Genomic DNA, 12679 nt, shown 5'->3' on the forward strand with positions numbered 1-12679 from the left:
CGGACGGTTGTATTCACTGCACTCCTGGCGGCCGGGCCTGGTGGCTCCCCGGCTAGGGTGGAAGGGACGGACGAGCCCACAGCGTGGTGGGTGAGGGGAGCGGTTGTGATGTCACCAGAAGGTGGCCTGCTGAGCGGCGAGAGCGTGGACGCTGACGCCGAGTCCATGGACGAGGGCGCGGACGACGCCGCCGACCTCGACGACGATCTGCCCAATGCCGAGCGCCTCGTGGCCACCGCGGTCGCGCTGGCCGGCGAGGATCTAGACACCGCCCAGCTGGTGAGCCGCTACTGGCGGTTCGCCCCGGACGAGGAGCTGGTGGGGCAGACGCCCACCGCGATGCTCACCGCGGTGCGCGCGCACCGCGAGCTGGCGGCCAGCCGCGTCGCCGGGGAACTCAAGCTGCGGATCGCGCTCACTCCCGACGGCCATCACACGGCCATCGAGATCGTCACGGACGACATGCCCTTCCTCGTGGACTCCATCACCGCGGCCCTGTCGGCCCGCAACCTCGACGTGCACATGCTGGTCCATCCACTTCTAGTGGTACGCCGAGCGGCGCTGGGCGAGTTGGTGGAGGTCTGCGCCGACGTCGAGCCCGACGACGCGATCGCCGGGGACCAGATCGAGAGCTGGATGCGGATCGAGACCGATCCGATCCGGGACGAGACGGAGAACGAGCAGGTCGGCGAGGAGCTGCGCCGGGTGCTGACCGACGTGCGCGAAGCCGTCGAGGACTGGCCCCGGATGCGCGCCCGCGCCCTGGAACTCGCCGACGACCTGGCCACCGCCGAGCTGCCGGTGCCGGACAAGGACATCACCGACTCGGTCGAGCTGCTGCGGTGGCTGGCCGACAATCACTTCACCTTCCTCGGCTTCCGTGAGTACAAGCTGGTCGAGGGGCATCTGCTGACCGCTGTTCCGGGCACCGGCCTGGGCATCCTGCGCAACGACCAGGCGCACCCGCGTGAGCTGGCCTCGATGACGCCGGAGGCGTACCGCAAGGCGCTGGAGAAGCGGCTGCTCATCATCACCAAGGCGAACTCGCGAGCGACCGTCCACCGGTCGGCGTACCTGGACTACATCGGGTTCAAGACGTTCAACGCCGAGGGCCAGGTCGACGGCGAGATCCGGTTCCTCGGCCTGTTCAGCTCGGCCGCCTACCGGGGCAGCGTCCGGGATCTGCCGGTGGTCCGCCGCAAGGTCGCGGAGGTGCTCGACCGGTCCGGGCTGAGCCCGCGCAGTCACTCCGGCAAGGATCTGCTGGAGATCCTGGAGAGCTACCCGCGCGACGAGCTCTTCCAGATCAGCACCGACGACCTCTACCAGGCGTCGGTCGGCGTACTGCGGATGGCCGGGCGGCGGCAGTTGCGCGCCTTCCTGCGGCGCGACGCGTACGGGCGCTTCATCTCGTGCCTGGTCTACCTGCCCCGCGACCGGTTCACCACCCAGCACCGGCTGGCCATGCAGGAGATCCTGCTCCAGGAGCTGCACGGCGTCGGGCTCGACTACACGACCAAGGTGACCGAAGGTCCGCTGGCCCGGGTGCACTTCATCGTCCGGGTCGACCCGACCGCCCCGCCCGGGGCCATCGACGCCGACGCGTTGGCGGAGAAGCTCGCCGAGGCCACCCGGGCCTGGGACGACGACTTCAAGCTCGTGCTCGCCCGCAAACTCGGCGACGAACAGGCCAAGTTCCTGTTCGGCCGGTACGCCGACGCGCTGCCGGAGACGTACAAGGACGGCTACAACGCGTACGAGGCGATGCAGGACCTCGCCAAGCTGGAGCTGCTGGAGGAATCCGGGCAGCTCGAACTGCACCTGTTCCGCCGCCGGAAGGACGACCGGGACGTCCGGTTCAAGATCTTCCGGTTCGGTGAGCCGATGGTCCTGTCCGCTGTGCTGCCGGTGCTGCACTCACTCGGCGTACGCGTGACCGACGAGCGACCCTACGAACTCCACCGGGAGGACGGCCGGGTCTTCGTCTACGACTTCGGCCTTCAGCTGCCGGAGAACTCCCGGGAGATGGCCGAGGTGCGGGCGCACGTCGAGAACGCCTTCGCCGCCGCCTGGCGCGGTGAGGCCGAGATCGACGGGTTCAACGAGCTGGTGCTGCGGGCCGGGCTCACCTGGCGGCAGGTCATCGTGCTCCGGGCGTACGCGAAGTATCTGCGGCAGACCGGGACGGTCTACACGCAGGAGTCGATGGAGCAGACCTTCATCGCGTACCCGCAGCTGGCCGCCGCGCTGGTCGCGTTGTTCGAGACGCGGTGCGACCCGCAGCTCAAGCTGGCCGACGAGGACCGGTCGACGCAGGCCAAGGAGCTGATCGCGTCGATCAACCGGCAGCTGGACGCGGTGACCAGCCTCGACTCCGACCGGATCCTGCGGCACTACCTGACGCTGATCCAGGCGACCCTGCGGACGTCGTTCTTCCAGAAGGGCGCCGACGGCCGGCCGAAGTCGTACGTGGCGTTCAAGCTGGACCCGCGCGCGATCCCGGAGCTGCCCGCGCCGCGGCCGAAGTACGAGATCTTCGTGTACTCGCCGCGGTTCGAGGGCGTGCACCTGCGGTTCGGCGCTGTCGCCCGCGGTGGCCTGCGCTGGTCCGACCGCCGCGACGACTTCCGGACCGAGATCCTCGGCCTGGTCAAGGCGCAGATGGTGAAGAACGCCGTCATCGTGCCGGTCGGCGCCAAGGGCGGCTTCGTGCTGAAGCAGGCGCCCGCGTCGAGCGACCGGGACGCGTTCATGGCCGAAGGCGTGGCCTGCTACCGGTTGTTCATCTCGGCCCTGCTGGACGTCACGGACAACCTCGACGCCGGCAAGGTCGTGCCCCCGGTCGACGTCGTACGCCACGACGGCGACGACACCTACCTCGTGGTCGCGGCGGACAAGGGCACGGCGACGTTCTCGGACATCGCCAACGAGATCTCGCTGAGCTACGGGTTCTGGCTCGGCGACGCCTTCGCCTCCGGCGGCTCGGCCGGCTACGACCACAAGAAGATGGGCATCACCGCCCGGGGCGCGTGGGAGTCGGTGAAACGGCACTTCCGCGATCTGGGCAAGGACATCCAGAACGAGGACTTCACCGTCGTCGGCGTCGGCGACATGTCCGGTGACGTGTTCGGCAACGGAATGCTGCTGTCCCAGCACATCCGCCTGGTCGGCGCGTTCGACCACCGGCACATCTTCCTCGACCCGAACCCGGACGCGGCCACCTCGTGGGCCGAACGCAGGCGGCTATTCGACCTGCCCCGGTCGTCCTGGGCCGACTACGACGCCTCGCTCATCTCCGAAGGCGGCGGCGTGTTCCCGCGTACGGCGAAGTCGATCGAGGTCTCGCCGCAGATCCGGGAGGTGCTCGGCCTGGCCGACACCGTCACCTCGATGAGCCCGACCGAACTGATGAAGGCGATCCTGCTCGCCCCGGTGGAACTGTTCTGGAACGGCGGCATCGGCACCTACGTCAAGGCGACCACCGAGTCGCACGGGGAGGTCGGCGACAAAGCCAACGACGCCATCCGCGTCAACGGCGGCCACCTGCGCGTGACCGTCGTCGGCGAGGGCGGCAACCTCGGCTGCACCCAGCGCGGCCGCATCGAGTTCGCCCAGACCGGCGGGCACGTCTACACCGACTTCATCGACAACTCGGCCGGAGTCGACTGCTCCGACCACGAGGTCAACATCAAGATCCTGCTGTCGGCCCAGCCGGAGCTGAGCCTGGAGGATCGCAACGCCCTGCTCGCCGAGATGACCGACGAGGTCGGCGAGCTGGTGCTGCGCGACAACTACCTGCAGGCGACCGCCCTCGGGACGGCCCGTTCGCAGGCCCACTCGCTGCTGCCCGTGCACCGTCGCCTGATCACGGCGTTGGAGCAGTCCGGCCGGCTCGACCGGGCCCTGGAAGGGCTGCCGGCCGACGAGGAGCTCGCCACCCGGTTCGCGGCCGGTCAAGGGCTGGCCACGCCGGAGTTCGCGGTGCTCATGGCGTACGTGAAGATCGCGATGGAGGAGGACATCCTCCACTCCGATCTGCCGGACGAGACGTGGACCCACCAGTTGCTGTCGGACTACTTCCCGACGCCGCTGCGGGACCGCTGCACCGACGCGATGGCGCAGCACCCGCTCAAGCGGGAGATCGTCACCACGGCGATCGTCAACGAGGTGGTCAACCGGGGTGGCATCTCCTTCGTCTTCCGGGCGATGGAGGAGACCGGCGCGCACGCCGCGGACGTGCTGCGGGCGTACGTGATCGTCCGGGACGTCTTCGACCTGCCCCGGCTGTGGGCGGCGGTGGAGGAGCAGGACAACCGCATCCCCACCGACGCGCAGACGATCATCTACCTCCAGGCCCGGCGACTGCTGGACCGGGCGGTGCGCTGGCTCGTGCAGTCCCGTCGTCAGCTGGACGTCCCGGCCGAGATCGAGCGGCTCCAGCCCGGCGTGGCGGCGCTCCTGCCGCAGCTCACCCACCTGTTCCTCGGGGTGGAACGAGACGCGCTGGCCAAGCACTCGCAGAAGCTGGAGGAGCTGGCGGTCCCGGTCGAGCTGGCCGAGTGGGGCACCCAGATCCTGCACAGCTTCGGGCTGCTCGACGTGGTCGAGGTCGCCAACCAGACCGGCCGGAGCCTGGCCGACGTGGCCGGGGTCTACTTCGTCCTGTCCGAACGCTTCCGGGTGGACGACCTGCTCACGAAGATCTCGATGCTGCCTCGCGAGGACCGGTGGCAGACGCTGGCCCGGATGGCGCTGCGCTACGACCTGTACGCCGCCCTCGCCGCCCTCACCGCCGAGGTGCTGGCCGCGTCGCCGGACGACGCGGACCTCACCCCGGAGGAGCGGGTCAACCAGTGGGAGCAGGTGAACGAGGCGTCCATCACGCGGGCGTTCAACGCCATCGGCGAGTTCGACTCCTCGCGGGCCGATCTCGCGGCGTTGTCGGTGCTGCTGCGACAGATCCGCACGCTCGTCATGCGATAGCTCCGTGATGCCCGGCTTGGCGCTTTTGCGTCAGGCCGGGCTCGCACCGACTGCGTTACATTGAGCGAATGGTGGCTCGATACCTCGCGATCGGCGCGATGGCGGCGACGTTCCTCGCCGGTTGCTCCTCGGGGACACCGTCCGCCTCCTCGTCGACGTCGTCCGCCGCGTCTCCGAGCAGCGCGGCCTCTCCTTCGACCGGAGTGGGCAGCCCGTCGCCCGGCGTGGGTTCGCCCACACCGAGCCGGCTGCTGCCGTCCACCAAGCAGCCCGCGTCACCGAAGGCGGGCACGGTGCTGACCGGGACCGTCGTCAAGTCCGAAGTCGAGGGCGGGTGCCTCGGGCTGAACAGCGACACCGGCAAGACTTACCAGCTCATCGGCACTGCCGACCTCGACGTGCTGACTCCGGGCGCCCGCGTACGCGTGACCGGCCGGGTGCGCGACGACATCGCGACGATCTGCCAGATCGGCACTCCGTTCGAGGTCGCGTCGGCAGAACGTCTCTGACCATCGTCCAGGTTGATCGGCTACCGTTCGCTGCATGACGATCGCTCTGGTCACCGACTCGACGGCGGGCCTGCCCGCGGAGTTCGCCGACCGGATCCGGGTCGTTCCGCTGGCCGTGGTGATCGACGGCGTCGCCCGCGCCGAAGGCGTGGAGGTCTCCTCAGCCGAGGTGGCCGCCGCCCTGCGTAATCCCAAGCTCAGCGTCACGACCTCCCGGCCGGCCCCGGCGGAGTTCGCCGCGGCGTACCAGGCTCTGCTGGACGGTGGGGCGTCCGGTGTGGTCTCCGTCCACCTGTCGGCCGCCCTCTCCGGTACGCACGAGTCCGCCGAACTGGCGGCGCGGCAGTTCGACGGCCGCGTACGCGTCGTCGACTCCCGGTCGACCGCGATGGGTCTGGGATTCCCCGTGTTGGCAGCCTTCCAGGCAGCCGAATCGGGTGGCTCCGTGGACGACGTGGCCGCCGCGACGACGACGGCGGTGACGCGTACCGAGACGTACTTCGTCGTGGACACCCTCGAACACCTGCGCCGGGGTGGCCGCATCGGAGCGGCGTCCGCCCTGTTCGGGACGGCGTTGGCGGTCAAGCCGATCCTGCACGTCGTCGACGGTTCGATCGTCTCCCGCGATCGCGTACGCACGACGTCCCGGGCGTTGGACCGCCTGGTCGAACTGGCGGTGGCCGCGGCCGGAGACGAAGCCGAGGTCGACGTCGCGGTGCAGCACCTCGACACCCCGGAACGCGCTGAGCAGATCGCCGCGACCGTCCGGGAACGGCTGGGCGACCGGCTGCGTGCCCTCTACACGACCGAGGTCAGCGCGGTGATCGGGGCGCATGTCGGGCCGGGCGTCGTCGGAGTGATCGTCCACCGCTGACCCCGCGCCGCGGCGCCGGATCCGCGTGATGATCTCCGGAGGCCCAGGTACCTGATCTTGGCGCGATAAGGTGCGCAGCCGTCCGGAGATCACGAAGCGCTCCGCCGGACGCGGCCGCGGCGCTACGCGTAGACGGCTGGACGCGGCCGCGGCGCTCCGCGCGGGACGAAGCCGCGGCGCTCCGCGCGGACGGGCGGGCCGCGGCCGCGGCGCTCCGCGCGGACGGGCGGGCCGCCGCGTAATCGGGCGGCTTGTCCACATCGCGCCGATGCCCACAGAAGAGGCGTTCATCGATGCGCCAGGCGGGCGCCGGAGCGCCTAGCGTCGCCGCGTGACCCAGCCCGACGAACCCGATGCCCGAGGCCGGCTGGCCGCCCTCGTTGGCAAACCGTTGACCCGCCCCGAGCCGAACAGCCGCCCCGAGCTGACGAGTCACTCAGCGGAGCCGGGCAGTCGCGCGGCGGAACCCAATCGCCGCGAGCCCAAGCCCAGTCTCACCGCCGCGTTCGACCCGGGCCGTCCAGGTCTGAAGGCGATCGCCGCGATCGCGGCGGTGGTCGTCCTCGCGGCGGCGGCGTACGCCTGGTTCTCCCGCCCGCATGCCGAACCGGTCGCCCCCGCCCCTTCGACTGCGGAAACCACGCAGGCGAAGGAGACGGGGATGGTCGTCGTGGCCGTGTCGGGGAAGGTGAAGTTCCCCGGACTCGTCCGGCTGCCGGCCGGGGCGCGGGTCGCGGACGCGATCGAAGCGGCGGGTGGCGTACTCCCCGGGACGGATCTGTCCACCGTGAATCTCGCCCGGAAGGTCACCGACGGCGAACTCATCACCGTCGGCGTACCGGCGAACACCGCCGGCCCCGGGACGGCCGCCGACGGCAAGGTGAACCTCAACACCGCGACCGCTGCCCAGCTCGACGCCCTGCCCGGGGTCGGTCCCGTCCTCGCTGAGCGGATCGTGGCGTACCGGGATCGCAAGGGCGGCTTCCGGAACGTCGGTGAGCTGAGGCAGGTCGAGGGCATCGGCGACGCCAAGTTCGAGCAGCTCAAGGATTTGGTGACGGTGTGACCGGCCGGGATCTGCGGTTGGCTCCGCTCGCCCTCGGATGCTGGCTGGCGGCGTACGCCGCGTTGCTCACCAGCCTGCGAGTCGCGCTCGTGCTCACGACCGGCGCCGCGATGGCAGCCGCGATTGCGCGGCGCAAAAGAGTCCTCTGCCTGGCGTTGATCGGGGTGGCGTTGGGCGCGGGCGCGACCGCCGCTCGACTGGCGATCCGCGACGATCCGACGGTCACGCGGCTCGTCAGTGACCGGGCGACGATCACGGCGGAGGTGGTCGTCCGCGACGATCCGCGAATGCTGCCGGGGCGTACGCCCTCCTTCTTGATCGACGCCGACCTCACCCGGGCGGACGACCTGGATCTCGACGTTCCGGTGCTGCTCATCGCCAGTGGCGACGGCGATTGGCGGGCACTCCTGCCGGGCCAGCGCCTGACGGTCACCGGCCGGCTCGGCCCGGCCCGGGGAGGCGACCTCAAAGCGGCGGTCCTGGCGGTGAATCGGCCGCTGAAGGTCATCGGCCGCGCACCCTGGGTCCAACGTGCGGCCGGGAGTCTGCGTACCGGACTTCAGCGGGCGTGCGAAGGACTGGAACCGCGCCGGGGCGGCCTGTTGCCCGGGTTGGTCGTCGGCGACACGTCACGGCTGCCACCAGAGGTCCAGGAGGACTTCAAAGCGGCGGGGATGACGCACCTGACAGCCGTCTCCGGCTCGAACGTCGCGATCGTGATCGGCTGCCTGCTACTCCTGTTCAAGGCGTGCCGGGCGAGCCCGGCGATCTGCGCGGCGGCCTGCGTACTGGGCGTGGCCGGGTTCGTCATCCTGGCCCGGCCGTCGCCGAGCGTCCTGCGGGCCGCAGTGATGGGCAGCCTCGCGCTGGCGGCCTTGGCCACCGGGCGCGGCCGGGCAGCGCTTCCCGCGTTGTCCGCGACCGTCGCGATCCTGGTGGTGGTGGATCCGGAATTGGCCGCCGACGCCGGATTCACGTTGAGCGTCTGCGCCACCGCCGGACTGCTGCTCCTCGCGCCCGGCTGGCGCGACGCGTTGCAGCGCCGGATGCCCCGGATCGCGGCCGAGGCGCTCGCGGTCCCGGCCGCCGCCCAGGTCGCCTGCGCACCGGTGATCGCGGCCCTGTCCGGCTCGGTCAGCCTCATCGCGATTCCCGCGAATCTGCTGGCCACGGCTGCGGTCGCACCGGCCACCGTGCTCGGCGTCCTGGCCGCCGGCCTGTCGCCGATCTGGCCGCCGGGCGCGCAGTTCGCCGCCTGGCTGGCGAGCTATCCGGCCGCGTGGCTGGTCACGGTCGCGCGGGTCGCCGCCGGCTTGCCGGGAGCCGCTCTGCCCTGGCCCAGTGGTACGCCGGGCGCACTGCTCCTGACCGGGTTGACCGTCCTGGCGCTGATCGGTTTCCGCAGCGCCAAGGTCCGGCGCGTCGTCCTGGTCGTGACCGTCGCGGCCGTGCTGGGCGCGACACCGGTACGCGTCCTTGCGCCGGGGTGGCCGCCGACGGGCTGGTTCCTCGTGGCCTGCGACGTCGGCCAGGGCGACGCGACGGTGCTGCGTACGCAGGAAGGCGAGGCGGTCGTCGTGGACGCCGGTCCGGAGCCGTCGGCGGTGGCGGGCTGCCTCGACCGGCTGGGCATCACGACGGTCCCGTTGCTGGTGATCAGCCATTTCCACGCCGACCACGTCGGCGGCGTCGCCGGGGTGTTCCAGGGTCGTCGCGTCTCCGCCGTCCTCACGCCCGCCTGGCCGGAACCGGCGGAGGGGCGCACGGGGGTGCTCGCGGCGGCGGCCGCCGCCGGCTCGCCGGTGGCGATGGCCGCCCCCGGCGAGGTACGCCGCATCGGCCCGCTGACGATGACGGTCGTCGGCCCGGTGACTCCCTTACACGGCACGAGGTCGGATCCGAACAACAACTCGGTTGTGCTGAGCGTCTCGTTCGGGGGAACGTCGGTGCTGCTCACGGGCGATGCCGAGGTCGAGGAGCAGCAGGAGCTCGTGACCGCCGGGGCCGGCCGGGCCGACGTCCTCAAAGTCGCGCACCATGGCTCGGCGTTCCAGGATCCGGCCTTCCTGACCGCCGTCGCACCGGCGATTGCGCTGGTCAGCGTGGGTGCCGGCAACGACTACGGGCATCCGAACCCGGCTGTCCTGGCGAGCCTGGCCCGTGGCGGCGCGCGTGTCGTGCGTACGGACCAGGCGGGCGACATCGCGATCGCCATCGACGCTGGTGAACTCACCGTGACACCGCGGTCGTGAATACGGATGTGCCGCCCACCCCGACGAGTGAGCGGATCATGGCCGTCGGCATGCGAGTATTGCGGTGTGAGTGCTCCCGCGCTGCTGTTGGTTCTCGGTGACGAAGAGTTGTTGGCCACCCGCGCCGTCAACCAAGTAGTGGAAGCGGTCAGACAGGACGATCCGGTCGCGTCGGTCAGCGAATTCCAGGGCAGCGATCTCCTTCCGGGTGAGCTGGCGGGCGCGTTGAGCCCGTCGCTGTTCGGCGGTCGCCCGGTGGTGATCGTCTACAACGGACAAGACGCGAAGAAGGATCTGACGGCGGCGCTGCTGGCGTACGCGGCCAACGCCGATCCGGGGGCGTCGCTGGTGATCTGCCACGCCGGGGGAGCCAAAGGCAAGGCCCTGGCCGACGGGCTGAAGCAGGCCGGGGCAGAGGTGGCGCTGGCGGCCAAGGTGACCCGGCACGCTGACAAGGTCGACTTCATCCGCTCCGAGATCCGCCGGCTCGGCGGCAAATGCAGCGGTGAGGCGGCCGAAGCGCTGCTCGACGCGGTCGGCAACGACCTCCGGGAACTGGCGGCCGCCTGCCATCAGCTGATGGCCGACACGAACGGCCGCATCGAACTCGACGTCGTGCAGCGGTACTACAAGGGCCGCGCCGAGGTCAGTGGATTCGCCGTGGCCGACGCCGCCGTCGCGGGCGACGTTCCGGCCGCACTGGAGGCGCTGCGCTGGGCGCTGGCCACGGGCGTGGACCCGGTCCCGATCGCCGACGCGCTGGCCGACGGCGTACGCACCGTCGCCCGGGTCGCCTCGGCCGGTCGCGGCGGAAACGCGTACCAGCTGGCGAGCAAGCTCGGCATGCCCGCCTGGAAGATCGAGAAGGCGCAGCGGATGGCCCGGGGCTGGACCCCGGAAGGTCTCGTCGACGCGATGGCCGCCGCCGCCGTGTGCAACGCCGAGGTCAAGGGCGGCTCCGACGATCGCGGGTACGCCCTGGAGCGGGCCATCATGGCGATGGCGGCGGCCCGGAGCGGACGATGATCGCCGACGTACGCGCGAAGGATCGTCCGTTCTATGCCCGGGTTCTGGGCCTGCAGTACATCCGGCCGAGCGGCCTGCTGTGTTTCTTCTTCTTCGAAGGCGCGATCGCGCTCGCCACCCTGCTCGCCCTCGCCGAGCTGGTGACGTGGTGGGCGGTCGTGGTGCTCCCGGCCGCGATCGCGATCATGGTGAAGATCAACGATCTGATCGCGGGATTCGGCGTACGCTCGGCGGCCCGCGCGCAGGCTCGGGCGGCGGTTCGCAGCGCCACCCGGCGGGCGGCCAAACGCGAGGCGAAAGCGGCCCGGCGGAAGGCGGCCGAGGATGCCGACATCGTTCCCGCGCAGCCGGTCGGCGAGGACTTCCCGGAGGAGCCGCCCGCCGTCGGCCGAGCGGCCGTGCCCCAGCCGTACGCCGGCCTGGCCGCCCCGGACGAGGTGCGCTCGAGCCAGGCGCGCCGTCGCCAGTCCGCCGCCCACCGCTACGACTGATCACGGGAGCCGGGTAAGCGAAAGCCCGCCGCCGAATCGGCAGCGGGCTTCGTCGCTGAAAGGGGCGTCAGGCCGCGGCGGCGGTGTTCAGCCGCTTGGCGATCGACGACTTGCGGTTCGCCGCCTGGTTCTTGTGGATCACGCCCTTGCTGACCGCCTTGTCGAGCTGACGGGAAGCGGCGACCATGAGCTCCGAGGCCTTGGCGGTGTCGCCGGCCTCGGTCGCCTCGTGGAACTTGCGGATCGCCGTCTTCAGCGAAGACTTGACCGCCTTGTTCCGCAGCCGCGCCTTCTCGTTCTGGCGGTTGCGCTTGATCTGCGACTTGATGTTGGCCACGTGTCAGCCTCTCCTAAATCGGGGCATCAACCCCGCTGAAGCGGGGACACAAAAGTTCGACGTGCCAGGTTAACAGGCGCGGCCTTGGTCAGCCAAAGCGGAGCACAGCTTGGGCGGACTAGGTCACCAGCGCCAGTCCCGGCGTCTCGCCAACCAGTCTATCGCCAGCCGGCCGCAGTGTCGCTGGTGGGTCCGCACGTAGGGGGAGGTCGGGATCTCCGGCCGCAGACCCTGCGTCAGGTAGTACCCGGCGAGGCCGGCCAGCGTCGCGTCGAGCGCGTCGGCCGGGGCGTCCGCCGCGGCGGGATGCGTCGCGAACAGCGTATCGACGTCGTGATCGGGCACGGCGGAGATCAACAGACTGACCAGGTCGAGCCAGGCCGGACCCCGGCACAGATGGTTCCAGTCGCAGATCCACGCCGCACCGGCGGTGTCCAGGATCACGTTGTCCGCCCGCAAATCGCAGTGCATGACACCCGGCATCGCGTCGCCGTAGTCCAGCAGCCGTCGCTCCAACCGGGCCAGCTCGGCGAGGTGCGGCTCCATCCCCGGGTCCGGTAGCTGCTCGGTGCCGGACAGGACGGCCGCCCAACGGCCCAGGGTGCCGTCCATGACGGCGCTGAAGGACTCCGGGGCGAACTCCGCCAGACTGGCGGGCATCGGGGACAACGACACCGCCGCTTGGGCGTACGCGGTCAGCGCGGCGGTCAGCTCGGCCGGCCGCCACGGCAGCGCCGGCATGCGAGCGCCGTCCACAGCGTCGAGGCAGATCACGAAGTACCCCGCCGGTTCCGCCGTCCAGCGCACCCGGGGCGCCGGTACGCCGACCGGCAACGCCTCGGTGATCCGCGCCTCTTTCGCGTACCACTCGGCCGGTGCGAGATCGAGGGGCGCGGCCTTGACGAAGGCGCGGATCCCGGCCACCGTGGTGAGGACCGCCGCGAAGCCTTGGGTGAAGCCGCTTCGGGCGACCCGCGCGGACGCGACCTCACCGCCGAGCCGATCCGCGATCGCGATACGCAGCGTCTCCGGCAGCTGTTCCCAGTCGGGCCGCTGAGCGGTCTCGGTGTACGGGATCATGCCCGGAATGGTCCCGCAGAGCCGCGACCGGGCGCGAGTCGTTAAACGAGGAGACCGAGGA

At 70.8% G+C, this 12679-nt stretch carries 9 protein-coding genes; 7 read left to right on the forward strand and 2 right to left on the reverse strand.

The annotated features are described in order from the left end of the window. The first annotated feature begins 108 nt into the window (after positions 1-108). From AB0H43_RS37780 to AB0H43_RS37810, 7 genes are all read left to right on the forward strand, one after another. Positions 109-4983 (forward strand): NAD-glutamate dehydrogenase, encoded by a 4875-nt coding sequence (locus AB0H43_RS37780; RefSeq protein WP_360008145.1) that lies wholly within the window; start codon positions 109-111, stop codon positions 4981-4983. Positions 4984-5051: 68 nt separating this feature from the next. Then, the gene (locus AB0H43_RS37785) at positions 5052-5492 is read left to right on the forward strand and encodes a hypothetical protein (RefSeq protein WP_360008148.1); all 441 of its coding nucleotides are present in this window, start codon (positions 5052-5054) and stop codon (positions 5490-5492) included. Between the two features lie 34 nt (positions 5493-5526). Next, positions 5527-6366, forward strand: a complete 840-nt coding sequence (locus tag AB0H43_RS37790) for a DegV family protein (RefSeq protein ID WP_360008151.1) — start codon at positions 5527-5529, stop codon at positions 6364-6366. A gap of 331 nt (positions 6367-6697) precedes the next feature. Beyond that, positions 6698-7432, forward strand: coding sequence for a ComEA family DNA-binding protein (locus AB0H43_RS37795; RefSeq protein ID WP_360008154.1), 735 nt, complete (start codon positions 6698-6700; stop codon positions 7430-7432). After that, complete coding sequence (locus tag AB0H43_RS37800) at positions 7429-9684, forward strand: ComEC/Rec2 family competence protein (protein ID WP_360008157.1); 2256 nt, start codon at positions 7429-7431, stop codon at positions 9682-9684. The genes AB0H43_RS37795 and AB0H43_RS37800 overlap by 4 nt, the downstream gene beginning before the upstream one ends. 6 nt (positions 9685-9690) lie before the next feature. Next, entirely contained in the window at positions 9691-10710 is a 1020-nt protein-coding gene (holA, locus tag AB0H43_RS37805) for a DNA polymerase III subunit delta (RefSeq protein ID WP_360008160.1), read from the forward strand. Continuing rightward, positions 10707-11201: a hypothetical protein gene (locus AB0H43_RS37810; RefSeq protein ID WP_360008162.1), complete on the forward strand. Its 495-nt coding sequence runs from the start codon at positions 10707-10709 to the stop codon at positions 11199-11201. Before holA ends, AB0H43_RS37810 begins: the two co-directional genes overlap by 4 nt. Positions 11202-11268: 67 nt before the next feature. On the opposite strand, the gene rpsT is transcribed toward AB0H43_RS37810, so the two are convergent. After that, entirely contained in the window at positions 11269-11538 is a 270-nt protein-coding gene (gene rpsT, locus AB0H43_RS37815) for a 30S ribosomal protein S20 (RefSeq protein ID WP_360008165.1), read from the reverse strand. Between the two features lie 123 nt (positions 11539-11661). Beyond that, positions 11662-12618, reverse strand: coding sequence for a phosphotransferase (locus AB0H43_RS37820; protein ID WP_360008167.1), 957 nt, complete (start codon positions 12616-12618; stop codon positions 11662-11664). Positions 12619-12679 lie beyond the last annotated feature (61 nt).

This window comes from Hamadaea sp. NPDC050747 (assembly GCF_040654195.1).
Taxonomy (GTDB): domain Bacteria; phylum Actinomycetota; class Actinomycetes; order Mycobacteriales; family Micromonosporaceae; genus Hamadaea.

Bases quoted from the DNA above. Each gene is read 5' to 3' on its own strand.
- AB0H43_RS37790 (WP_360008151.1), top strand. From the start codon at position 5,527: ATGACGATCGCTCTGGTCACCGACTCGACGGCGGGCCTGCCCGCGGAG.
- holA (WP_360008160.1), top strand. From the start codon at position 9,691: ATGTGCCGCCCACCCCGACGAGTGAGCGGATCATGGCCGTCGGCATGC.
- AB0H43_RS37785 (WP_360008148.1), top strand. From the start codon at position 5,052: ATGGTGGCTCGATACCTCGCGATCGGCGCGATGGCGGCGACGTTCCTC.
- AB0H43_RS37820 (WP_360008167.1), bottom strand. From the start codon at position 12,618: ATGATCCCGTACACCGAGACCGCTCAGCGGCCCGACTGGGAACAGCTG.
- AB0H43_RS37780 (WP_360008145.1), top strand. From the start codon at position 109: ATGTCACCAGAAGGTGGCCTGCTGAGCGGCGAGAGCGTGGACGCTGAC.
- AB0H43_RS37810 (WP_360008162.1), top strand. From the start codon at position 10,707: ATGATCGCCGACGTACGCGCGAAGGATCGTCCGTTCTATGCCCGGGTT.